The organism is Thioalkalivibrio sp. ALJ15 (assembly GCF_000383695.1).
Taxonomy (GTDB): domain Bacteria; phylum Pseudomonadota; class Gammaproteobacteria; order Ectothiorhodospirales; family Ectothiorhodospiraceae; genus Thioalkalivibrio.
Genome location: NZ_KB912060.1, coordinates 159471 through 180702, shown reverse-complemented (window position 1 = coordinate 180702; position 21232 = coordinate 159471). Strand labels below are relative to the sequence as shown.

Annotated in this window: 23 protein-coding genes and 1 tRNA gene; 5 read left to right on the top strand and 19 right to left on the bottom strand. The window is 66.6% G+C overall.

All coding sequences use genetic code 11. From position 1 onward, the window contains the following. Positions 1 to 12 precede the first annotated feature (12 nt). From G015_RS0112135 to pdxH, 12 genes are all read right to left on the bottom strand, one after another. A complete protein-coding gene (locus G015_RS0112135) occupies positions 13 to 324 on the bottom strand; it encodes a head-tail connector protein (protein ID WP_020146817.1) in 312 nt (103 codons plus the stop codon). After that, positions 306 to 764, bottom strand: a complete 459-nt coding sequence (locus G015_RS0112130; protein WP_020146816.1) for a hypothetical protein — start codon at positions 762 to 764, stop codon at positions 306 to 308. The genes G015_RS0112135 and G015_RS0112130 overlap by 19 nt, the downstream gene beginning before the upstream one ends. Positions 765 to 842: 78 nt before the next feature. Next, the gene (locus G015_RS0112125; protein WP_020146815.1) at positions 843 to 2462 is read right to left on the bottom strand and encodes a terminase large subunit; all 1620 of its coding nucleotides are present in this window, start codon (positions 2460 to 2462) and stop codon (positions 843 to 845) included. Positions 2463 to 2560: 98 nt separating this feature from the next. Next, a complete protein-coding gene (locus tag G015_RS14160) occupies positions 2561 to 2872 on the bottom strand; it encodes an HNH endonuclease signature motif containing protein (RefSeq protein WP_038050237.1) in 312 nt (103 codons plus the stop codon). A 282-nt stretch (positions 2873 to 3154) separates the two neighbouring features. Next, positions 3155 to 4090, bottom strand: a complete 936-nt coding sequence (locus tag G015_RS0112120) for a hypothetical protein (protein WP_020146814.1) — start codon at positions 4088 to 4090, stop codon at positions 3155 to 3157. Continuing rightward, positions 4083 to 4430, bottom strand: a complete 348-nt coding sequence (locus G015_RS14405) for a hypothetical protein (RefSeq protein ID WP_232196825.1) — start codon at positions 4428 to 4430, stop codon at positions 4083 to 4085. Before G015_RS14405 ends, G015_RS0112120 begins: the two co-directional genes overlap by 8 nt. Then, positions 4427 to 4711, bottom strand: a complete 285-nt coding sequence (locus G015_RS0112110) for a hypothetical protein (protein WP_020146812.1) — start codon at positions 4709 to 4711, stop codon at positions 4427 to 4429. The genes G015_RS14405 and G015_RS0112110 overlap by 4 nt, the downstream gene beginning before the upstream one ends. After that, entirely contained in the window at positions 4708 to 4911 is a 204-nt protein-coding gene (locus G015_RS0112105) for a hypothetical protein (RefSeq protein ID WP_018875161.1), read from the bottom strand. Before G015_RS0112105 ends, G015_RS0112110 begins: the two co-directional genes overlap by 4 nt. Before the next feature lie 75 nt (positions 4912 to 4986). After that, positions 4987 to 5682, bottom strand: coding sequence for a DNA -binding domain-containing protein (locus G015_RS0112100; protein WP_020146811.1), 696 nt, complete (start codon positions 5680 to 5682; stop codon positions 4987 to 4989). Further along, complete coding sequence (locus tag G015_RS0112095; protein WP_020146810.1) at positions 5679 to 6674, bottom strand: site-specific integrase; 996 nt, start codon at positions 6672 to 6674, stop codon at positions 5679 to 5681. Before G015_RS0112095 ends, G015_RS0112100 begins: the two co-directional genes overlap by 4 nt. A gap of 81 nt (positions 6675 to 6755) precedes the next feature. Then, positions 6756 to 6845 (bottom strand) — tRNA-Ser (locus tag G015_RS0112090). Between the two features lie 78 nt (positions 6846 to 6923). Beyond that, on the bottom strand, positions 6924 to 7568 hold the full coding sequence (pdxH, locus tag G015_RS0112085) for a pyridoxamine 5'-phosphate oxidase (RefSeq protein ID WP_020146809.1): 645 nt from the start codon (positions 7566 to 7568) through the stop codon (positions 6924 to 6926). A gap of 129 nt (positions 7569 to 7697) precedes the next feature. On the opposite strand from pdxH, the gene G015_RS0112080 reads away from it, so the two are divergent. The 4 genes from G015_RS0112080 (at position 7698) to G015_RS0112065 (ending at position 12646) form a co-directional block, all read left to right on the top strand. Beyond that, on the top strand, positions 7698 to 9254 hold the full coding sequence (locus G015_RS0112080) for a glutamate synthase-related protein (RefSeq protein WP_020146808.1): 1557 nt from the start codon (positions 7698 to 7700) through the stop codon (positions 9252 to 9254). Positions 9255 to 9354: 100 nt separating this feature from the next. After that, positions 9355 to 9783, top strand: a complete 429-nt coding sequence (locus G015_RS0112075; RefSeq protein WP_018139595.1) for a hypothetical protein — start codon at positions 9355 to 9357, stop codon at positions 9781 to 9783. A 66-nt stretch (positions 9784 to 9849) separates the two neighbouring features. Beyond that, positions 9850 to 10248, top strand: coding sequence for a globin (locus G015_RS0112070; RefSeq protein WP_018173981.1), 399 nt, complete (start codon positions 9850 to 9852; stop codon positions 10246 to 10248). A gap of 121 nt (positions 10249 to 10369) precedes the next feature. Beyond that, complete coding sequence (locus G015_RS0112065) at positions 10370 to 12646, top strand: YgiQ family radical SAM protein (RefSeq protein WP_020146807.1); 2277 nt, start codon at positions 10370 to 10372, stop codon at positions 12644 to 12646. A gap of 367 nt (positions 12647 to 13013) precedes the next feature. On the opposite strand, the gene G015_RS0112060 is transcribed toward G015_RS0112065, so the two are convergent. Genes G015_RS0112060 through hpnD form a run of 3 tightly spaced genes read right to left on the bottom strand, consistent with a single transcriptional unit; the run spans position 13014 to position 16025 of the window. Next, a complete protein-coding gene (locus G015_RS0112060; protein WP_018139598.1) occupies positions 13014 to 13823 on the bottom strand; it encodes an SDR family NAD(P)-dependent oxidoreductase in 810 nt (269 codons plus the stop codon). After that, the gene (gene hpnE / locus G015_RS0112055) at positions 13820 to 15154 is read right to left on the bottom strand and encodes a hydroxysqualene dehydroxylase HpnE (protein ID WP_020146806.1); all 1335 of its coding nucleotides are present in this window, start codon (positions 15152 to 15154) and stop codon (positions 13820 to 13822) included. The genes G015_RS0112060 and hpnE overlap by 4 nt, the downstream gene beginning before the upstream one ends. Before the next feature lie 13 nt (positions 15155 to 15167). Beyond that, positions 15168 to 16025: a presqualene diphosphate synthase HpnD gene (gene hpnD, locus G015_RS0112050; protein WP_018139600.1), complete on the bottom strand. Its 858-nt coding sequence runs from the start codon at positions 16023 to 16025 to the stop codon at positions 15168 to 15170. A gap of 181 nt (positions 16026 to 16206) precedes the next feature. Between hpnD and hemN the strand changes: the two genes are divergently transcribed. Continuing rightward, positions 16207 to 17595 carry an oxygen-independent coproporphyrinogen III oxidase gene (hemN, locus tag G015_RS0112045; protein WP_020146805.1) on the top strand — a complete coding sequence of 463 codons (1389 nt, stop codon included), beginning with the start codon at positions 16207 to 16209 and terminating at the stop codon, positions 17593 to 17595. Here hemN and hpnC read toward each other — a convergent pair. The 4 genes from hpnC to ubiG are packed head-to-tail and all read right to left on the bottom strand — an operon-like array spanning position 17592 to position 21224. Further along, positions 17592 to 18470, bottom strand: coding sequence for a squalene synthase HpnC (gene hpnC / locus G015_RS0112040; RefSeq protein ID WP_020146804.1), 879 nt, complete (start codon positions 18468 to 18470; stop codon positions 17592 to 17594). The two genes, hemN and hpnC, sit on opposite strands and share 4 nt — an antisense overlap. 5 nt (positions 18471 to 18475) lie before the next feature. Next, positions 18476 to 19813: a DNA recombination protein RmuC gene (rmuC, locus tag G015_RS0112035; protein ID WP_018995360.1), complete on the bottom strand. Its 1338-nt coding sequence runs from the start codon at positions 19811 to 19813 to the stop codon at positions 18476 to 18478. Then, positions 19798 to 20484 (bottom strand): phosphoglycolate phosphatase, encoded by a 687-nt coding sequence (gph, locus tag G015_RS0112030; RefSeq protein WP_018139604.1) that lies wholly within the window; start codon positions 20482 to 20484, stop codon positions 19798 to 19800. The genes rmuC and gph overlap by 16 nt, the downstream gene beginning before the upstream one ends. Further along, positions 20481 to 21224 (bottom strand): bifunctional 2-polyprenyl-6-hydroxyphenol methylase/3-demethylubiquinol 3-O-methyltransferase UbiG, encoded by a 744-nt coding sequence (gene ubiG / locus G015_RS0112025; RefSeq protein WP_020146803.1) that lies wholly within the window; start codon positions 21222 to 21224, stop codon positions 20481 to 20483. Before ubiG ends, gph begins: the two co-directional genes overlap by 4 nt. Positions 21225 to 21232 lie beyond the last annotated feature (8 nt).

The following is a 21232-nucleotide window of genomic DNA, read 5'->3' as shown; positions in this document are numbered from 1 at the left end:
TCTCCTTTGGGGTCAAACGCCGATGCCGACGCGATGAAAGTCGAGCAGCCGGTGGAAGGTCGGGTTGTCGCGGATGCGGTAATCCACGGTCGCGGTGCGGGCCTCGAACAGGTCCGCCACCAGCATCAGGATGGCGTGGCGCACGGCGGGCGGGGTGTCCACCTCCGTGCCCTCGTCATCAGTCCAGGGGAACGAGCGCCCCAGATACTTGGCCACGTAGCCCTCGGCAGCCTCGAGCATCGGGATCAGGTCGGCATCCGAATCGTTGCCGTCCACGCGCACGTGGTCCTTGGCGTCCTGAAGTGTTACGCCGCTGCCTGGCATGCCGCCGCCTCCTGAATCTTCTGGTGAACCGCCTCGATCACGTCATCGACGTGGAACAGCGTCACGCTGGCCGGTGCGCCCAGCACGTTGCGGGTCAGGTGTTGGCCTACCTGGTCCGCCGCGACGGTGCGCACGGTCACGCGGTCGCCCTGGAACCAGAAAAGGAACGCACACGACCGGCCCCCTTCGGACCAGTTGCGGGTGCGATCCTTGGCATGGATGGCGATACGGGCGGCTGCCCCAGGCGGGATATGTTGGCGGCGCAGCTCCCACATACAGGCGATGGCCACCAGGTCGCGATCCGAATACCGGCGCGGGGTTGCGTCCGGGTTGTCCAGCGTCAGGGCGCCGCGACCGATCCAGTTGTTCAGATCGGCCTTGGCGACCATCGGCAGGATGCTGAGGGCATCGCATTGCCGGTATCGCGGGATACTGTTCATATCAACAGTATCAGGAGAAACCCTCGAAACGTCAATATGTTGTGGCACATTTGGCCGATTGGCCTACATCTTCTGCCCCTAGACGGTCATCACCATGGGGCCGGACAGCTCGAAGCGCTGCGCCTTGGGTTCCTTTGCCCACGTTCCCACGGCCATGGCGAGCGCCACCGCCCCGTCGATCCGCTCACGGGCGCGGCCCTTGGTCATCTTGCGATTGCCGGCGGGATCCTGGTCGACCACCACGTTGGCGACGTTCCAGGTCAGCACGGGGTGGCCGGCGTGGAGCAGGTCGCCTTCCAGCACCAGGGCCTCGAGCGCCGCCAGGGCCGGGCTCATGCTGGCGTAGCCCTGGCCGAATTCGCGCAGGGGCAGATCCTCGATACCTTCCTCGGACAGGATGCGGCGCAGTTCCTCCATGCCCCAGCGGTCGAACGCAATGGCGCGCACATCGTACTGAGCCACCACATCGGCCAGCCGCAGGGCCACATGGCGCTTATCCACCGCGCGGCCCGGCGTCGGCTCGATATGGCCGGCCCGCGCCCACGTTCGGTACGGCACGCGGTCCTGGTCCTCTCGCTGGTCCAGCGAGTCCCCAGGGCACCAAAAGTACGGCAGCACCGCGCCGCTATCCGGGAAGAACAGCACCAGGCTGGTCAGATCCTTGGTACTCGACAGGTCCAGCCCGGCAAAGCAGCGAGCGCCCTTCAGATCCGGTAGATCACCCTGGCACCCGGCCCAATCGTTGGCCGCGATGAATCGCTCGTCTGCGTCTACGCGCTGGTTCAGGTACAGCGAGCGAAAGGCACTCTCACGCGCCGGGATCCGCTGCGCCTGTAACGCGCTGGTGCGCATTTCCTCCAGGCTCCTGAAGTCTCCCAGGGCCGGGTTACAGGCATGCCATACTTCCTCGTCCCATGGGTCGGCATCCTCGGGCGCCGCATACACCACGCCGTAGAAGGCCGGATCTTCCACAACGCCGTCGCGCACCTGGACCGCATAGTCCACCAGCTCGCTCATTACGTGGTTCGGGTCAGGGCTCTGCGTGCTGATAACGCACATCAGCGGTTCCGCCCGCGCGGCGGTACTGGTCGCCAGCACATCGTAGAGATTGCGGTTCGGCGCCTGTGCCAGTTCGTCATAGATCACGCACGACGCAGAGAACCCGTGCTTGGTCTTCGCGTCCGAGCTCAGTGCCTTGTAGTGCGAGCCGGTTTCGAGGTCTTCCATGGACTTGGTGAAGTCGCGGGTCACGATACGCGCGTCCAGCGCCGGCACCTGTTCAATGATCGCCTTCATCTCGGTATACAGCAGCGCCGCCTGGTCGCGATCCGCCGCAGCCGAATACACCTGGCCGCGCGCCTCCGCCTCCGGGCCGCACAGATGGGCCAGCGCCAGGCCGGCAGCCAGGCCCGTTTTGCCGTTCTTGCGAGGCAGCGTCAGCAGGGCCGTGCGCACCGAGCGCTTGCCGTCCGCGTCGGTCGCGTAGATGCCGTGGATGATCTCGCGTTGCCAGTCCCGCAGGGCCATGGTCGTGCCGGCCAGCACGCCACTGGTGACAGGCAGGCTCTCAATGAACGCGATCACGCGCTCGGCTCGCGACAGGCCCGGCGCTTCCCATGCGGGCGGTTCTGCCGGTGCCGCGTCCTCCGCCTGCTGCCGTTTCTTCTTGGGCCGTGCGCCCGGTCCTCGGAGTCCCATCGCTAACCTCTTGAATATTCCGGGAAACTAACCATAAATGCGTCCCCCCACGACGATCCCCGAGCGCCAGTTGTGAGAGATTTTTTCATCGGAATCAGTCACTTGTGCCACCAGTGCTCCGTGCTTCGGGGTATCCCGGTCTCGGGATCCACCGCTAGACCATGCGCATCGGCGTACCGGCCCGAGTCCCCGCGTCGGGTCTTCCTGCTATGGCACGACGCGCACAGGCACTCGAGGCCCGACAGCGGGGGGAACGGATCGCCCCCCTGGTTGATCGGGGTCACGTGGTCCACCTGGGTAGCCGGTACTGCGCGGCCCCGCTTGAGGCAGACGGCGCAAAGCGGATCAGTTGCCAGTGCGGCAGCCCTCAGGCGTGCCCACGTGGCGGTGGTGTAGGGCCATTCAGCCATGCCCTATCCCTGGGTCCCGCGTTGACGGAACGGCAGGATCTTGGCCGGCATCCGTGTGCTGGGTTGCTGGGTGCGCGTTTCGGTCGCTGTTCGCTGGTGTGACCAGTAGGCTTGCTGTGCCGGTGTCATGGTGTAGCCCTCGTGTCGCGGTCATGTTTCCGCAGGAAACAGACCCTGAATCTACAGACCCTAGGTATCGTTGATGTCTCCTTGATAAAACCTTGATTCCTCCTTGATGTCTCCTTGATACCTCCTTGATACCTCCTTGATGTCTTCCCAAGCTCACAAGACCCCCTGTAAATGAGGCTGGCCCGTCTTCTCTCGCAGCATGCGGACGAACTCTCGGGTGGACTCCTGGCGACCGGACAGGCCCGCCATGGTGTGCTTGGCGTGCGGGAGATACCGCAGTTGATAGATGCCCACAGCGGCGGGCTCCGGGATGGATGAATACACGGGCACCACCAGGTCCGCGATCTCGAGTGCGTGTTCAACGCTCGGCATGCGGTCGCTGATGTACCCGAGGAATGCCGACAGCTCGCCTTCGATCCCGTCGCCCTCGAGCGGGTGGATCGGTTCTCCGTGTTCGTGGTCGGCGTCGAACAGCCAGGGCTCGCAATACAGCAGGCCCGCGCGCTGGATGTTCTTGAGGATCGGCCACCAGCGTTCGCGGTCGATGCCCTCCAGGGGCGCGCTCGGAGACGCATAGCTGGTGTCGTAATCGAAACGCCAAATGCTCAGGTTGCCGTAGTCCGCAACCCGCTCAGCCGCGTACTGGTCGCGCAGGACGCTGGTCGGGATACCGCCTTCCTCCTGAAGGTCGTTCGCCGCATACAGCCGCACCAGCACGCGCACAGCATCCGTATCGTGAAGCCGGCGCATCCGGGCCAATGGTGGGTCTTCCGTGCCCACGCCGGTGACCAGGGTGTTCGGCAGCCATACCTTGTTGGTCGGCTTCCTGAGCTTGTAGCGCGGTCGGCCCTTGCCTTTGCTTTGGCTCACCAGGCCCGCACTCAGCAGCGCGTCTACGGCGGCCTTGGCTCGCGTCCAGCGTATCCCGGTGTACTTGCGCACCGCCTCGGCAGACCATCCCGTGGTGATTTGGTCGTGCCCCGATCCGGCGGCCATGACCAGGTACGCAAGCGCTTGGTGTAGGCCCTGGTCGCACGCAAGCTCCACGGTCTCCGCGTCTACGGCATAGAACTGCCCTCGTTCAGCCACGGCGCACCTCCTGGCCCAGGATCGCCCGCGCCCGCCGGCGCTCGGCGTCTGACAGCCAATACTCGGACACATGCGCCGGCAGGCCCCGGTAGCCCGGAACGGTGATCCGCCGCCGTTCGACGCGGATCCCGTAGCGGCTCTGGATCTCGGACACGGTGCTCGGCAGCACGTGATCCGACAGCAGGCGCTCGGCCATGAACCGATGGAGCCGCCGCCCTTCGATCAGGGCCTGTAGAACGCGCGCGCGCTTTGTGGCAACCTTGGATGCGAGTGCTTCGCCGTGCTCATTCGCGCCCTGAGTCGCCCCCCTGTGGCTCAGGGCGTTTTTCGTTCGGCTCATTTCGCACCCCCTTTCGCCTTGTCGATCTGGCTCAGGTCGAAGTCGTCTTCCCCGACTACGCGAGCGGCTAGGTCGTACAGATCGCCAGCGGCAATTTTGCAAAGCACCAGAACGGCATCCCGCACGTGTGGTTCAAGCTCGTTTCCGTTCTCGAAGTCTTGTTCCACCAGGTCGCGGCGCAGCATCCACAGCGCGTTATTGATCGCGACAGGTGCCTCACGCAGTAGCTCGCGGTTGGAATGGCAGCGGTATCCGATTTCGTAGTAGTTCGGTTCGCTCACGCCGCACCCCCTTGGCCGCCCGTCAGGACCGCAAAGAACTTGTCTTCGTTGATGAACAACCGACGCCCGTTCTTGACCAGGGCGCCGCTCGACTCGAGCTGTGCCCGGTTCTTGAAGATGAACCAGCGCAGGCCGGCTTCAGTGGGGAAGGTGTTGGGGTGTTTCTGAAGGAACTGCTGGGGTCGTGAAAGGTGTTGCATGTTCGCCTCCAATACTGGCCTTTGTTGTGAACGCAGGGCCAGTATTGCGAGGCGACGGGGTGGCTACTATTAGATTTAGCGAGGCCAGTTAAACATTAGAGATTCGGCAGCGTCGAAGATCTGCTTGGCGCGGGCTGCGAATTCCGATGGTCCCCAATCCCAGCTCCCAGGTTGATCTTCTAGGACAACCGTCCCGATTTCTTCGAACGTAGCGCCAGATCGGCGGGCGTCCAGGACGCGCAGGTAAAGGGGCAGCTTCGCCTTGTGGAGCCGCCGGCTGTCAGGTTTCCCGACCAGATCAATCTGCGTCTCTTCCAGATGCTTCCTCGCGTTCTCAATCTGGGGTTTGATCGGCTTGCGCAGGTCGAATGAATAGTGCGCTAGGTGCTCTTCGTGTAGTTGCGCCTGGCTCAGGTGCTCAGTTTGGGTAACGAGAGACGGCGTGCGGCTGGTGCTGAAGTGTCCGGGGTGTATTTTCGGTTTGGCCGGGTCATGTAGCTGGCACATGCCGTACTTGCCTTCGGAGTCCGGCATCTCGGCGGATTCAAAGGGGACTCCGAACCAGGTGGAGTAGCCCTCGGGTACAGGCAGCCCGGCCTGGCTGTGGATCTCAGCGGCCTGCCTGTGAGAAGGCGGGGCATACACCTCCCAGTCGTCCTGATAGTCCTGTCGGCGTCTGGTGAATTCCCAGCGCCACTGATTGACCGTCAGGTCTTCAGGCGCGGGGTAAGCGTCCGAGTCTCGCCAGTCCGGTAGCCATGCGGGGGTCATGCTCTTGCCCCTTTCCGCATCCGCTCCGCCAGCCCGGCAGCGTTCGGCTGGTAGTAGCGTTTGAGCATCACCATCGTCTTGTGCCCGGTTATCGCCGCGATCTCCGCCATGTTGAACAGACCGGCCTCCACAAAGCGGCTCGTGGCCTCGTGCCGCAGGTCGTGGAACGTCAGGCCCTCGATACCGGCGTGCTTGCACAGGGTGCGCCAACGGTTGCCGTGATCGTTGAAGCTCATGGAGAAGACGTGGCCGTCCAGGCGGCGCGGTAGGGCCTTGAGGGCCTCGATTGCGCGCGGGGATAGGGGAACGGTTCGGGCGCTGCCGTTCTTCGTCTCAGGCAGGTGTGCGAGCCCTTGGGAAAGGTTGATCCGGTCCCATGTCAGGCTCAGAAGCTCACCACGGCGCATTCCCGTTTCAATCGCCATGATGATGAGGCCGGTCCATTCCGCATCGGCCACGGCCAGCAGGGCCGCTTCCTCGCCTTCTCGCAGGCGACGTTCGCGTGGCTGGCTCGGGGGAGGGCGCCGCACGTCCTCGCAGGGGTTACGCAGGCCGCCCATGCCCCACTCAGTGCGCGCAATCTTGAAGACGTGTGACAGCAGGGCCAGTTCGTTACGGATCGTCTGGCCGCCTACCGTCTTAATGCGCTCGTCACGCCATGCGGCCACGTCGGTACTTCGAATGCGGCTCAGAGGCTTACGAGCGAACTTGACGCGCTTCCATGCCTGGATGCGCAGGTGTTCTTGTCGGTGGCCCTTCTTGTGCGGGGTGATCTCGCTGGCGTAGCGGTCCAGCGCTTCTACCAGGGTCGTGCCTTCGGCCTCGGAATGGTCGATCCATTCGCCCCGGTCGATTGCGTGTTCCTGGTCCCGTGCCCATTGCGTGGCTCGGGTCTTACTGTCAAAGGTCCGGGTGACGAAGGATCCGTCTCTGCGGACCCTTGCCCGCCACCTGGTCCCGCTTTTACCTGCTCGCTTCTCGATGGTCGCCATGGCTGAGTGTCCCAAATTTGTCCCAAATCGCTAGGACTCCTTCCACTCAAGCTCGCCACCATGCAAGCAAGTTACTGATTTTGGCGGAGAGGGAGGGATTCGAACCCTCGGTACTCGCGAGAGTACAACGGTTTTCGAGACCGCCCCGTTCGACCACTCCGGCACCTCTCCGAATTGTTGCACCGTGCGGGGTCGAGCCGCGACGGCGGAGCGAATCCTAGCAGATTCGGAGGCTGTAGCGGTAGCGCGTCAGGGCATCAGGCGAGTGATGTGCCAGCCGTTGTCCGCGCGGTGGTACTGGAAGCGGTCGTGCAGGCGGCCGGCGCGCCCCTGCCAGAACTCGAACAGCTCGGGCTGCAGGCGGTAGCCGATCCAGGCGGGATCGCGGGGGATCGCGCCTTCGGGGTACTGCGTTTCCAGCGTCTGGACACGGGCCTCGAGCTCGGCGCGCGTGCCGATCGGCTGGCTCTGGATGGAGGCCGCTGCAGCCAGCTGGCTGGCGCGCGGCCGCTGGGCGAAGTATTCGTCCGCGGCCTCGCCGGGCAGGGCGGTTACGCTGCCTTCGACGCGGATCTGGCGCTCGGTCTCGGGCCAGTAGAACAGGAGTGCGGCGCGCGGATTCTCGGTGAGGTCCTGACCCTTGCGGCTGCGGGAGTCGGTGTACCAGCAGAGGTCTTCGCCCTCCACGTGCTTGAGCAGAACCGTGCGCGCGGAGGGCTGGCCGTCGGCGTCGGCCGTGGCGAGGATCATCGCGGTGGGGTCCGGGTTTCCGGCTTCGCGCGCGTCGACCAGCCAGCGGTCCAGCAGGGTCAGGGGGTTGTCGAGCAGGTCGCGGCGGTGGAGCTCGCCCTGGGTGTAGTCGCGGCGCGTGTGGCGGTGGTCGGTGGTGCTCATCGGGTCTCCCGGAGGCCTTTGTGTCCATAATAAAGGCTGCTATCGCGAACGGCACGGGAAATTTGCGGTGGCTTTGTTGTCACAGGGACAGTACACGACCTGTGTGCCCCATACAGCAAGGAGCGGATGATGGCTGGAGCGAAGATCGCGGCAGTGGAGCCCAAGGGTGTCGAGCTCAAGAAGGGGGAGGAGTACTACTTCTGCCGCTGCGGGCGATCCAAGGACCAGCCATTTTGCGACGGCTCGCACGAGGGTACGGGGCTGGAGCCCATCGCCTTTACTCCCGAGGAAGACGGCGAGGCGTTTCTCTGCCAGTGCAAGCAGTCGGGTGATCTGCCGTACTGCGATGGGACGCACCAGCAGTTCGACGAGGACGATATCGGCACGGAGCCGGAGGCGGGCAAGGGTTCCAGCGAGGATGATAGTGACGGTGCACCGGACCCGCGTAACACGGAGACAGAGCCGCATGTCGAACTGATCCATCGCATGGCCCGTTCGGGGCTGGACGAGGTGGGCCACTACGGGCCGACAGTCGCCATGGGCGTGCCGCGCAGCCGGCTCCCGATCTGGGACGACCTGCAGTTGCTGGCGGCGCAGCTGGCGAGTCGGCCGTTGCCGGATGGCGCTCCGGTCGAGACGGGGCTGGTGATCGGGCCGGAGGCGAAGCGGCCGCTGCAGCTGGATATCCCGATGCTGGTATCGGACATGAGCTTTGGCGCGCTTTCGCGCGAGGCGAAGATTGCGCTGGCACGCGGGGCCGAGCAGGCCGGGACGGGAATCTGTTCCGGCGAGGGCGGGATGCTGGATGCAGAACAGGCGGAGAACTCGCGCTATCTGTTCGAGCTGGGGCCGGCGCGGTTTGGCTATTCCGACGAGGTCTTGGAGAAGGTGCAGGCCTTTCATTTCAAGGCCGGCCAGGCGGCCAAGACCGGTGTGGGTGGCGTGCTGCCCGGGGCGAAGGTGAGTGACGAGATCGCCCGGGTGCGGGGGATCGACGCGGGGCAGGACGCCATCTCGCCAGCCAGCCTGGACGGGTTCGAGACGCCTGCGGATTATCGCCGTTTTGCCGATGAGGTACGGGAGAAGACCGGGGGCATCCCCGTCGGTTTCAAGCTGTCGGCCAATCATATCGAGGCGGATCTGGCCTTTGCCCTGGAGGCGGGGGCGGACTACGTGATCCTGGACGGTCGCGGTGGCGGGACCGGGGCCTCGCCTGCGCTGCTGCGCGACCACATCAGTGTGCCCACGATCCCCGCCCTGGGCCGCGCGCGGCGATTCCTGGACGCCAATGGCGCCAGTGGCCGGGTCACGCTGCTGGTGACGGGCGGGCTGCGCACGCCGGCGGACTTTGTGAAGGCCCTGGCGCTGGGGGCGGACGGTATTGCGCTGGCGAATGCCGCGATCCAGGCGGTGGGCTGCGTGGGTGCGCGGATCTGCCACACGAATCGCTGCCCGTCCGGTGTGGCGACACAGGACCCGAAGCTGCGTGCGCGGCTGGATCCCCAGGAGGGTGGGGAGCGGCTGGGCCGCTTTCTGCAGGCCTCGAGCGAGCTGATGTGCGTACTGGCGCGGGCTTGCGGCCACAACCGTCTGGAGGACTTCGGCCCGAACGACCTGACGACGTTCGACCGCGAGCTGGCGGAACTGGCCGGCATTCAGTATGCGGGGGTGTATCCGAAGTCCTGACGGGGAGCACCCCGGCTGGCACGATGGGCCGCGTTAGCATGCGTTATCGCCGGGCATCGGCAGGCTGCGTAGCATCGCGGGTTTTGGAACGGAGTTCCGTATGTTCTTCCCCGATGTTCGCGCGAGCCATGATCGCTGCATGCGAACCGATGCCTTCCTGCGCCATTTCCGGCTGTTGTTGATGGCGGCGGACCCGCGGATCCCCGAAGTATTTGGCGACAGCGAACCCACGCACCAGGAGCATATCCTCAACGAGTCGGTGCTGGCGGCGCTGGATTTTGCCGAGCGTCGCAGCGATGGTCGGGCTCCGGTGCACACCATGGCCATGGTGCACGGCGCACATGGCCGTGTGCCCGTCGCGCCCGCGCTGAACGATTGTTGGGTCGAGGCCCTGATCGAGGCCGCACGGGATACCGACCCCGAGTGGCAAGACGAACTGGCCTCGCGCTGGCGCGCGGCGACGGCGCCGACGGTGGATCTGTTTGCCCAGTTGCACTGGGTGGACGCGACGGCTGCCAGGGAAGCTTGATCTGGCTCAATCGCTCGGTCTCCGAGAGGCTCTATCCTTGCGTCTTCTTACGGCGCAGGGATAGTCATGAATTTCTCCGACGTGCACCAGAGCTACGGGCGATGCCGCCGGGCGGGCGACTTCGTTACGCGTTTCTACGAACACTTCCTCCAGGCCGACCCACGGGTGAAGGCCGCGTTTGGCTCGACGGATCTCTCGCAGCAGAAACGTGCACTCGGGCAGGCCGTCTCGACGGCAATCAGCTATGCCGAGGGCGAGAGCTTCGTGGCTTCCACCATGGAGCGCATGGGCCAGGTCCATTCCCGCGAAGGACGTGTACCCGTGGAGCCGGATCTGTACCCGATCTGGCTGGACTGCATGGTGCGCACGGCTGCCGAGATCGATCCGCGCTGGGAGCCGGATCTGGAAGAGCGCTGGCGCGGTGCGATGCAGCCGGCGATTGATCTGTTTGTAAAGCTTTACTGAGGCTGGCCGTACTCGATGAGATTTCGGCCCCGCAAGCGCCGGGGCCGTTTGATTTGGCGGCGTTTCCGGCGTGTAATGCGCGGGTTTGAATCCACCGGCCCCGCGCCGGGAGCCTGAGCCCATGTCCGCTGTCCCTGATTTCCCGCCTTCGCTGTTTGCGCACAAGCCCTACTGGGCCAAGCGCTTCGGTACGGCCCCGTTTCTGCCGACCACCCGCGAGGAGATGGACGACCTCGGCTGGGACAGCTGCGACATCGTGCTGGTCACGGGGGACGCTTATGTTGACCACCCGAGCTTCGGCATGGCGATCATCGGGCGGCTGCTGGAGGCACAGGGCTTTCGCGTCGGCATCATCGCGCAGCCGGACTGGACCTCCGCCGAGCCGTTTCGCGCGCTGGGCCGCCCCAATCTGTTCTTCGGCGTCACTGCCGGCAACATGGACTCGATGGTCAACCACTACACGGCTGACCGGAAGATCCGCTCCAACGACGCCTATACCCCCGGGGATGTACACGGCCACCGGCCGGACCGTGCCGTGATTGTCTACGCCCAGCGCGCCCGCGAGGCGTACAAGGACGTGCCGGTGGTCGCCGGCGGCATCGAGGCGAGCCTGCGCCGCATCGCCCACTACGACTACTGGCAGGACAAGGTGCGCCGCTCGGTGCTGCTGGATGCGCGTGCCGACATCCTGCTGTTCGGCAATGCCGAGCGCGCCCTGGTCGAGCTGGCCCATCGCGTGGCCGCCGGCGAGCACCCGCGGGAGATCACCGACCTGCGGGGTACGGCGTTCCTGCGCGATGCGGTGCCGGGCGGCTATGTGGAGCTGGACTCCAGCGAAGTGGATACCCCGGGCCCGGTGGATTCCAACCCCGACCCCTACGCGATGGTCTCGCCGTCGACCTGTGCCGAGGCCGACACGAAGCAGGAATCGAAAGGTGCCGCCGAGGAGGGGGGCGCTCAGGTCGTTCGCTTCCACCGCGACATCCCGCGCGGGACCCCGCGAGACCAGACGGTCATCCGCATCCCGGCCTTTGAACAGGTCAAGGGCGATTCCGTGCTGTACGCCCATGCCTCCCGCGTGCTGCATCTGGAGACCAACCCGGGCAATGCCCGCGCCATCGTCCAGCGCCATGGCGACAAGGAGGTCTGGCTGAACCCGCCGCCGATCCCGCTGACCACCGCGGAGATGGATGCGGTGTTCGACCTGCCGTATGCGCGTGCGCCGCATCCCTCTTATGGCGATGCGCGTATCCCGGCCTGGGAGATGATCCGCTTCTCGGTGAACATCATGCGGGGCTGCTTTGGCGGCTGTACGTTCTGCTCGATCACCGAGCACGAGGGCCGCATCATCCAGAGCCGCTCCGAGGAGAGCGTGCTCAAGGAGATCGAGGAGATCCGCGACAAGGTCGACGGGTTTACTGGCGTGGTCTCCGATCTCGGCGGGCCGACCGCGAACATGTACCGTCTGGCCTGCAAGGACCCGGAGATCGAGCGCAGCTGCCGCCGGCTGTCCTGTGTCTATCCCGGGATCTGCAAGAACCTCGATACCGACCACACGCCGCTGGTGAACCTCTACCGCAAGGCACGGGCGCTGCCCGGGATCAAGAAGATCCTGATTGCCTCGGGCCTGCGCTACGACCTGGCCGTGGAATCACCGGAGTACGTGAAGGAACTGGTTACCCATCATGTGGGAGGTTACCTGAAGATTGCCCCGGAACATACGGAATCCGGGCCGCTTTCTCGCATGATGAAGCCGGGCATGGGCGCCTACGACCGCTTCAAGGCGATGTTCGAGAAATACTCGAAACAAGCGGGCAAGGAGCAGTACCTGATCCCGTATTTCATCGCCGCGCACCCGGGCACGTCGGACGAGGACATGCTGAACCTCGCGCTGTGGCTCAAGCGGCACAACTTCCGCGCCGACCAGGTGCAGGCCTTCCTGCCCAGCCCGATGGCGCTCGCGACCGCGATGTGGCACTCCGGGCGGGACCCGTTGCGCGGCATCAAGCGCAAGGCGGGGGACCGGGTGCCGGTCGCGCGCGGCGCACGGGCGCGGCGACTGCACAAGGCGTTCCTGCGCTACCACGATCCGAACAACTGGCCGCTACTGCGCGATGCGCTCAAGCGCATGGGCCGCGCAGACCTGATCGGCAATGGCAAGCAACACCTGATCCCCACCTGGCAGCCCGCCGGCACCGGCAAGGGCACCGGTGGTGCGAGGGAGGCCACCGGCGGCCGTGTGACCCGCGGCGGCAAGGCCCTGCAGAAACGCGGCCAGACCTTCCAGACCCAGCACAAGGGCGTGGAGACCGCCGCCCGCCCGGCCGGGCCCGGGCCGAAGAAGGGCCCGCCCCGGGCCAAATCCCGCCCGGGCAAGCGCCGACCGCAGCGTCCGTAGAGCTCCACCTCCGCTACATGAATTGCGTAGGAGGCCAGCCCTCTGGCCGATGGGGCATGTCCGACACCCGATCGGCCAGGGGGCTGGCCTCCTACAGGGGGTGAGGGCCGGGTCGGGGAAATGCGCTTATTCTGGCCGTTGGGGGTGTCCACCCTTGCCATCCCGCCGCCATGACCCGCGGTCCTAGTCATCGTGTTGCTCTGCCTCCCTGGCATCCCGGATAGCCGCTGCACGGTTGTTGGGGCGCCGGGAGAAGCAATGTCTTGTAGGAGGCCAGCCCTCTGGCCGATGGGGTCTGTCCGGCATCCAATCGGCCAGAGGGCTGGCCTCCTACAGGGGGGGCGCCCCGGGTTGTCAGGGGCGGTGGTTAGCCCTCCTGGGGCTGGCGGTGCGGGCGGGGTGCCGGCTCGGGTACGTGGCCTTCCAGGGACAGGTGCAGGCCGGTGTGTTCCGGGTCGGTGGTGTCGAGCAGATAGAGGTACGGGCCGACGACGTCTTCCGGGCGTGGCAGCTTCTCGGCGTTCTCGGCGGGGTAGTGGCCGGCGCGGAAGCGCGAGCGCACGGGGCCGGTATCGATGCCGTTCACATGGATGAAGTGCTTCTCGTTGCGGTGCTCGCGCGCGAGGATGTCGATCATCGCGTCCTGCGCGGCCTTGGCCATGCCGAACGCACCCCAGAAGGCCTTGCGGCAGTCCTGGGTGGAAACGACCAGGCTGCCGTGCGGGCTGTCTTCCAGCAGCGGGAGCACGGCCTGAGAGAGGAAGAACGGGCCGTGCAGGTTGCTGTTGATGACCTTGAACCACAGCTCGGGGTCGTATCCCTTCATCGGCGTCAGCGTACCGGCCCAGCCGGCGTGCAGCACCAGCCCGTCCAGGCGCCCGAGGGAGTCGCGGATGTTCTCGGCGAGGTCGCCGTAGTCCTTGACCGTGGCACCTTCCAGGTTGAGCGGATAGATCGCCGGCTGCGGGTGGCCTTCCTGCTCGATCAGGTCGTAGGTCTTCTCCAGCCCCTTGATGTCCTTGTCCAGCAGCACGACGACCGCGCCTGCCGCCGCGCAGGCCTGCGCGATCGCACGTCCGATGCCCGCGGCCGCGCCGGTCACCAGGACCACGCGGTCGTTGAAGGCGCCCGGTTCCGGGCGATAGTCCAGCAGGGCGGGGATGTCGAGATCGGTCAAGGCAGCGTCTCCAGTAGCTTGTGGGCTGATTCTAATCCAGACCGCACGGCGGCTTCGAGGGTCGAGGGCAGGCCCGGCGTCACATAGTCGCCGGCCAGGAACAGTCCGGGCCAGGGGGTGCCGGCTACCGGGCGCAGTGCGTCCAGATCGACGCGGGCATCGATCGTGGCGCGTCTCTCGCACACGACATGACCGGTCTGGGGGATTCCCAGTTCGGGGAAGGTCCGTTCCAGTTCTTCCGCGACGCGACGCCAGCGCTCCTCCGCCGTCATCGCCGGCAGGTCGTCCGAGGTGGAGATCACGACGGCCAGCCAGTGCGGCTCGCCGGCCACCCGGCGGGGAATGAGCCATTGTCCGTGCTGGTCGATGAGCCCCTGTAGCGGCGGGCGTTCCAGGATCGGGCCGGGGTAGCGCAGGTACACCGTGCAGATGCTGCGCTCGCCCATGGCCACCAGGGCCCGATGGTGGGGTTGCAGCTCGGGGGCCTCGGGCAGGAGCCGAGCGGCCGCGCTGGGCGCGGTGGCGAGGATCACCGCGTTGGCATGGGTGACGCGATGGTTGCGGTCGCGGAGCTGGTAGCGGGCCTCCGTGCCCCCGGATTCGATGGCCACAATGCGCCGTCCGATCTCGACCGTGGCGCCGCGCTCGCGCAATTCGCGCAGGGCGGGTTCCGGATACAGCGATCCCAGCGGCCGGGTCGGGATGAGCAGTCGGGCGTCGTCCGGCCCGTGGTTTAGGGCCAGACGCAGCACGTTCTGGAAGATCCGGGCCGAGGCGCTGCGGATCGGCGTGTTCATGACTGCGAGGCACAGCGGTTCCCAGAGCTGGCGGATCAGCGTGTCCGGCTGATGGCGCGTCTGCAGCCATTCGAGTACGTCGAGGTCCTCGTCCAGCGGCCGATGCAGGATCGAGGCTGCCCCCAAAAGGGCCGGGAGGCGCCTGTGCAGCGGGGTGCCCGCGAGGCTTTGCCACAGGCCACTGGCGAGGGCGGGCAGGCGTGGCGAGCGGGGCTCCAGGCCAAAGGCCGGATGAGGGCGGCCCGGTGCATGCATGCGCAGGCCGAACGGCAGCGCCGCAAAGGCGCGCTCCGGGTCGGTGCCGACCGAGCGCAGTTGTTCCAGGGTGGCGTGACAGGCGCCGACCAGCACGTGCTGGCCGTTGTCCAGTTCGGCGCCATCGCGGTTCAGGCTGCGGGCGCGACCGCCGCCGGTGGCGGCGGCCTCGATCAGGTGGACCGCGATGCCGGCCCGGGCCAGGGTCAGCGCGGCGGTCAGACCGGCCCAGCCGGCGCCGAGCACGACGACCGGATGCGATGCGGGAACGGCAGCCATGGGGCGGGCGCGGTCAGCCCGCGCGGCGGTAGTCGCGCTTCAGTCGGCGCGCAGTGCGCCAGGCGATCCAGAGCTTGCGGATCGGGGTCAGCCGCACGCGGTGCTCCAGCACGCGATAGCCATCGTCCTGGATCTCGTCGAGCAGGGTGCGGTAGATCGCGGCCATGATCAGGCCCGGGCGCTGGGCGTAGCGGTCCTCGGCGGGCAGGTGCTCCTCCGCGCGCTGATAGTAGCGGCGGGCCCGTTCGGCCTGCTCGGCGAACAGGGCGCGGTGGCGGTCGTCTGTAACGTTAAGCTGGAATTCCTCGGGCTTTACGCCGTGCTTTTTCAGCTCGTCCAGCGGGATGTAGACCCGGCCGCGCATCGCGTCTTCGTGGACGTCGCGCAGGATGTTGGTCAGTTGCAGGGCCATCCCCAGGTCATGCGCGTATTTCAGCGTGCGCCGGTCCGAGAAGCCGAAGATATGGGCGGACAGGATCCCGACTACGCTGGCCGCGCGGTAGCAGTACAGCGACAGTGTGGTGAAGTCGGGATAGCTGTCGTAGTCGAGATCCATCTGCATGCCGTCGATGATCTCGTCGAAATACTCGCGGCTGAGATCGAACGGCGCCAGATGCGGCTGCAGGGCCTGGGTGATCGGGTGGCGCGGCTGATGGTCGAACAGACGCTCGATCTCCTCGCGCCACCACTGGAGCTTGGTGCGCGCCACGCTCTCCTCGCTGACCTCGTCGACGATGTCGTCCACCTCGCGGCAGAACGCGTACAGCGCGGTGATCGCACGGCGCCGGTCGGGTTCCAGGAACCGGAATGCGTAGTAGAAGCTGGAGCCGCTCTTCGCGGCCTTCTCCTCGCAATATTCGTCGGGGGACATACGCGCTCGGGATCGGGGTTCCGTCTTGGGACGGCAAGGCTAGCACAGCGGGGCCGGGATGCGGATGGCGGCGGTGATCGAAGCCACGTTTGACATACATCAACCGTACCCGGCTGGAGGCCGCGTAGGGTGGGGGTGTCAGGGTGGCGCAAGGGCCCGCCCTCCCGTTGCGGAGAGTCGTATGGAACAACGTCTGGTATTCGATCCCGAGGTGCTGCGCCGCTATGACGTGAGCGGGCCTCGTTTTACGTCCTACCCAACGGCTCCGCAGTTCCATGAGGGGTTTGACGCGCAGGCCTATGCGCGGGTGGCGCGGGCGACGAATGCCGAAGGTGCAGCGCGCCCGTTGTCGCTCTACGTCCACGTGCCCTTCTGCGACACGGTGTGTTTCTACTGTGCCTGCAACAAGGTGATTACCGGCAATTATCGGCGCGCGACGAGCTATCTCGACTCGCTGGAGCAGGAGATCGCCCTGCAGGGCGGGCTGTTCGATCGCGATCGGCCGGTACGCCAGCTGCACTTCGGGGGCGGGACGCCGACGTATCTGTCCGACGAGGACCTGACCCGGGTCATGAAGGCCCTGGGCCGGCATTTCACGCTGGAGACCGGTCCGGAGCGGGAATTCTCTATCGAGATTGATCCGCGTGCCGTGCGCCCCGGCACCCTGCCGCTCCTGGCGTCGCTGGGCTTCAACCGCATCAGTGTCGGGGTGCAGGATGTCGATCCGGCCGTGCAGAAGGCCGTCAACCGCATCCAGCCGTTCGAGGTCACCGAGCAGGCGGTACGCCAGGCGCGCGAGCAAGGCTTTACCTCCACCAACCTGGACCTGATCTACGGGCTGCCCCTGCAGACGGTCGACACGTTCTCCGCGACACTGGACCGCGTGCTGGAACTGCGCCCGGAACGGCTGGCCGTGTACAACTACGCGCACCTGCCGGAGCTGTTCAAGACGCAGCGCCAGATCCGCGACGGCGACCTCCCGCCGGCCACGGAGCGGCTCGCGATCCTTGAGATGACCATCCAGCGACTGACCGACGCGGGGTATGTGTACATCGGCATGGATCACTTTGCGCTGCCCGATGACGAACTCGCGATCGCCCAGCGCGCGGGCACGCTGCAGCGAAACTTCCAGGGCTACTCGACGCGCGCGGAGTACGACCTCGTGGCACTGGGGCCGACCGCCATTGGCAAGGTCGGGGACAGCTACAGCCAGAACCTGCGCGAGGTCGATGCCTATCAGGAACGGCTGGCATCCGGCCGGCTGCCCGTGTTCCGCGGCCTGGAGCTGAGCGCGGATGACCGCCTGCGGCGCGCCGTGATCAGCGAGTTGATGTGTCACTCGAGGGTCGACTTCGGCGGCATCGAGGCCGCATTCGGCATCGACTTCCGGGAGACCTTTGGCGATGCCCTGGACCGTCTGGCCGAGATGGAGGCCGACGGCCTCGTCACCATCGGCAGCGACTGCCTGGAGGTCCAGCCACGCGGCCGGCTCCTGCTCCGCAACGTTGCCATGGCCTTCGACGCCTACCTGAACCGCGAAGCGCAGCGCCGCTACTCCAAGGTCGTCTAGCTCGTGTTACGCCTGCGGCGGCGGGGGCGCAGGCTGTGGGCGAGGATGATCCAGGCGTCGCGGGTGCGCAGGCGTGGGCGGGCGAATACGTCGTCCTGCTGGCGCAGGCGCCAGAGTACGCGGGCGCCGCCGTTGATGATGGCGCGGATCTCCAGGCCCATGCGTCCGCGCAGCATGCCGCCGAGCGGTGCCCCCGCGCGCAGCAGGCGATCGGCGCGTGCGTACTGGAACTGCATCAGGTTTCGTAACTGAAAGGTCGTCTGGCCCGCCGCGATCATCTCCTCGCTGACGCCGTACTGTGCCATCTCGTTCTGCGGCAGGTAGATCCGGTTGTTCTCGGTGATGTCCTGGTGCAGATCCTGATAAAAGTTGATCAGTTGCAGGGCCGAGCAGACCGCGTCGGAGTAGCCAATCATCTCCTCGGTCGGGTTGCCGTCGAGGTACAGCATCAGCCGCCCGACCGGGTTGGCGGAGCGGCGGCAGTACTCCATGACCTCGCCAAAGGTCGCGTAGCGCTTCTGTTCCAGGTCCTGGATGAAGGCGTCGACCAGATCGACGAACGGGGCGGCGGGCAGGCTGAAACGCTGCCGCGCATCGGCCAGCGCGATCCATTCCGGCTCGGATTCCGCGGCCGGGTCCTCGAGGATCTGCACGCGTTCCTGCATGGCGATCAGGTCGGCACGCCGCTCGTCGACCGGGCGCTGGTCCTCGTCGGCGAGGTCGTCGGCATCGCGAGCGAAGCAGTAGATCGCGGCGACCGGCCCGCGCAGGCGCGCGGGCAGCAGCCAGGAGGCGACCGGGAAGTTCTCGTAGTGCTCCGCCGCACGGCGCTGGCAGTGGCGGTACGCGGCGCGGATGTCGGGGCGGCCCGCCATGCGGCTCAGTCCCGCGAGCCCGTGTCCGGAGCGGTGTCGCCGTCCGGGTTGTCGTCCGGTAGGTTCGCGTCGACGGGCTGGCGGGCGCGATTGTTCAGGGTATCCGGCGCCTCCGGGTTCTTGCGCGCGCGGATACCCAGCTCCTGGAACCGTCGGGCGCTCGGCATGACCTGGCGCTCCAGGCTGCCTACGGTTTTGTTGAAGGCGTCGGTGCTCTGGTCCAGCGCCTTGCCGAGGCGCGCCAGGTGTTCGGTCATGGTGCCCAGGCGGTGGGAGAGCTCCGCCCCGAGATCACGAATCTCCAGCGCGTGCTCGGTGAGCTGCGCCTGTTGCCAGCCGTACTCGACCGTGCGCAGCAGGGCGATCAGCGTGCTCGGGGTCGCGAGCAAAACCTGGCGTTCCAGGGCGTATTCCAGGAGACCGGGTTCGTGTTCCAGCGCGGCGGCCAGGAACGGGTCGCCGGGCAGGAACAGGACGGCGAACTCGGGGGACTGCTCGACGCTGGCCCAGTACTGCTTGCTGGAGAGCTCGGTGACGCGCGAGCGCAAGTGCTGGGCATGACGCTTGAAGGCCGCTGCGCGCGGTTCCGGGTCGGCCGCGGCGACGGCGTCGAGATAGGCATCCAGCGGTGTCTTGGCATCCACGACCAGGGCGCGATTGCCGGGCATGTGCACCAGCAGGTCCGGGCGTTGGCGGCCGCCGTCGCCGTCCAGCGGCGGCTGTTCGGTGAAGTCGCAGTGCGCCGAGAGGCCGGCCAGCTCCACCGCGCGCTTGAGGGTGAGCTCGCCCCAGCGCCCGCGCACGCCGGGGCGGGACAGGGCCTGCACGAGGTTGTGTGCCTCGCGCTGGAGCGTGGCGTTGTCCGAGCTCAGGCGCTGGATCTGTTCGTTCAGTGCGGCGAAGGCCTGAGCCCGTGAGCGTTCCATCGCGTTGATCTCGGCCTCGGTCTTGCCCAGCGTCTCGCGGATGGGCTTGAGCATCGCCTCGACCTTGTTCTCCGAACGCTCGATCTCGTTCTGCCCCTCGCTGAGCTTCTGCGACAGGATTGACTGGGCCAGGCGCAGGAACTGGTTGGAGTTGGCCTCCAGCGCCTCGCTGGCGAGTGCCGAGAAGGAGCGGTCGAGTTCCTGGCGCGCGGTCTCGAAGCTCTGGCGCAGGTCCTCGCGGCGCTGTTCCGCGGCTTCGAGCTCGGCCTCCAGGCGGGCATTGCGCGTTTGCAGATCACCTACGCGGCGATTCAGGCGCAGTCCGGCCAGGGCATAGCCGAGCACGAGGCCGACCAGGAGGGTCGCCCCGAGCGCGGTCCAGGCGGTGAGGGGGAGTGCGGTCAGCTCGCCAGCCATTGCGGGCCTGCCTTGGCCTGGTGCCAGTCCCAGAAGTCGCCCGGTTGATCGAGGGCGCCATCGGCGCCCCAGCGGTCCGGGTCCTGGGTGGCGTCGATGTAGCCCCAGCGCGCGATCAGCGTGGCCATGCCGGCGGCGCGACCGGCCGCGATATCGCGTTCGGCGTCACCCCAGTAGCAATGTTGTTCGGGCGGGAGCCCCGTCTGGCGTGCGGCCAGCCACATGGGCTCGGGGGCCGGTTTGCGTTGCGGGAGGGTGTCGCCGCTGACGATCGCGGCCAGCCGGGGCGTCAGGCCCAGGGCCTCCAGGAGCGGTTCGGTTAGCCAGGCGGGCTTGTTGGTCACCACACCAAGCGGCCAGCCGCGCTGCTCGCAGGCGTCCAGCACCTGGTCCAGCCCGGGGAAGAGGCTGGTGTCGATGCACAGGTCGCGGGCGTAGATCTCGAGGTAGCGCTGCTTGAGGGCCTCGCGGCGCGCACCCTCGACATCCGGAAAGCCCAGCTGCACAAGGGCCTGGGACCCGTGCGAGACATGATTGCGCACGGCGTTGAAGGGCAGCGGCGGGCGATCGTTCTCGGCCAGCAGCACGGTGAGCGCGGCGTGCATGTCCGGGGCCGTGTCGAGCAGGGTCCCGTCCAGGTCGAACAGGACCCCGCGGATTTCGCGGCTCATGGGGTCTCGCTGTCGCTGTCCGGGCGGCGCGCGGCCATCAGGTAGTTGACGTCCGTGCGCGGGGCCAGCCGATAGCGGCCAGACAGTGGCGAGTAGGTAAGCCCCGTCATGTCGACGACTTCGAAACGGTGCTTGCGCAGGACCGCGCCCAGCTCCGAGGGGCGGATAAAGCGGCTGTATTCGTGCGTGCCGGTGGGCAGCAGTCGCAGCACGTATTCGGCGCCGACGATCGCCTCGGCGAACGCGCGGGAGGTGCGGTTGATGGTCGAGAGGAACAGCCAGCCACCCGGGCATACCAGCTTGACCAGGGCGTCGATGACCGCCTCGGGATCGGGCACGTGTTCCAGCATCTCCAGGCAGGTGACCACGTCGTAGTCGCCCGCATGATGCTCGGCATGGGCCTCGGCGGTGGTGTGCAGGTAGTGAATCTCCAACCCGGAGTCGTGTGCGTGCTCGCGCGCGACCTCCAGGTGTTCGGCCCCGGCATCCAGTGCGGTCACCTGTGCACCGCGCACCGCCATCGCCTCGGACAGGATGCCCGCGCCACAGCCGACATCCAGCACCTTCTTGCCGGCCAGATCGGCGTGCTGGTCGATCCATTCCAGACGCAGGGGGTTGATCGCGTGGAGGGTGGCAAAGGCACCGTTCGGGTCCCACCACTCGTGTGCCCGATGCGTGAACTTGTGCAGTTCGGCGTGATCGACGTTGTCGCCAGTGCTGCTTTGGGATTCGCGGGTCATGGTTATCT

Excerpts from the sequence above, each read along its gene's own strand:
- G015_RS0112075 (WP_018139595.1), top strand. The coding sequence starts at position 9,355 with ATGTTCTTCCCCGATGTTCGCGCGAGCCATGATCGCTGCATGCGAACC.
- G015_RS0112105 (WP_018875161.1), bottom strand. The coding sequence starts at position 4,911 with ATGCAACACCTTTCACGACCCCAGCAGTTCCTTCAGAAACACCCCAAC.
- hemN (WP_020146805.1), top strand. The coding sequence starts at position 16,207 with ATGGAACAACGTCTGGTATTCGATCCCGAGGTGCTGCGCCGCTATGAC.
- G015_RS0112125 (WP_020146815.1), bottom strand. The coding sequence starts at position 2,462 with ATGGGACTCCGAGGACCGGGCGCACGGCCCAAGAAGAAACGGCAGCAG.
- G015_RS0112095 (WP_020146810.1), bottom strand. The coding sequence starts at position 6,674 with ATGGCGACCATCGAGAAGCGAGCAGGTAAAAGCGGGACCAGGTGGCGG.
- rmuC (WP_018995360.1), bottom strand. The coding sequence starts at position 19,813 with ATGGCTGGCGAGCTGACCGCACTCCCCCTCACCGCCTGGACCGCGCTC.
- G015_RS0112130 (WP_020146816.1), bottom strand. The coding sequence starts at position 764 with ATGAACAGTATCCCGCGATACCGGCAATGCGATGCCCTCAGCATCCTG.
- G015_RS14405 (WP_232196825.1), bottom strand. The coding sequence starts at position 4,430 with ATGAGCCGAACGAAAAACGCCCTGAGCCACAGGGGGGCGACTCAGGGC.
- G015_RS14160 (WP_038050237.1), bottom strand. The coding sequence starts at position 2,872 with ATGGCTGAATGGCCCTACACCACCGCCACGTGGGCACGCCTGAGGGCT.
- hpnD (WP_018139600.1), bottom strand. The coding sequence starts at position 16,025 with ATGTCCCCCGACGAATATTGCGAGGAGAAGGCCGCGAAGAGCGGCTCC.
- gph (WP_018139604.1), bottom strand. The coding sequence starts at position 20,484 with ATGAGCCGCGAAATCCGCGGGGTCCTGTTCGACCTGGACGGGACCCTG.
- G015_RS0112070 (WP_018173981.1), top strand. The coding sequence starts at position 9,850 with ATGAATTTCTCCGACGTGCACCAGAGCTACGGGCGATGCCGCCGGGCG.
- G015_RS0112080 (WP_020146808.1), top strand. The coding sequence starts at position 7,698 with ATGGCTGGAGCGAAGATCGCGGCAGTGGAGCCCAAGGGTGTCGAGCTC.
- pdxH (WP_020146809.1), bottom strand. The coding sequence starts at position 7,568 with ATGAGCACCACCGACCACCGCCACACGCGCCGCGACTACACCCAGGGC.
- G015_RS0112100 (WP_020146811.1), bottom strand. The coding sequence starts at position 5,682 with ATGACCCCCGCATGGCTACCGGACTGGCGAGACTCGGACGCTTACCCC.
- G015_RS0112065 (WP_020146807.1), top strand. The coding sequence starts at position 10,370 with ATGTCCGCTGTCCCTGATTTCCCGCCTTCGCTGTTTGCGCACAAGCCC.
- ubiG (WP_020146803.1), bottom strand. The coding sequence starts at position 21,224 with ATGACCCGCGAATCCCAAAGCAGCACTGGCGACAACGTCGATCACGCC.
- G015_RS0112135 (WP_020146817.1), bottom strand. The coding sequence starts at position 324 with ATGCCAGGCAGCGGCGTAACACTTCAGGACGCCAAGGACCACGTGCGC.
- hpnE (WP_020146806.1), bottom strand. The coding sequence starts at position 15,154 with ATGGCTGCCGTTCCCGCATCGCATCCGGTCGTCGTGCTCGGCGCCGGC.
- hpnC (WP_020146804.1), bottom strand. The coding sequence starts at position 18,470 with ATGGCGGGCCGCCCCGACATCCGCGCCGCGTACCGCCACTGCCAGCGC.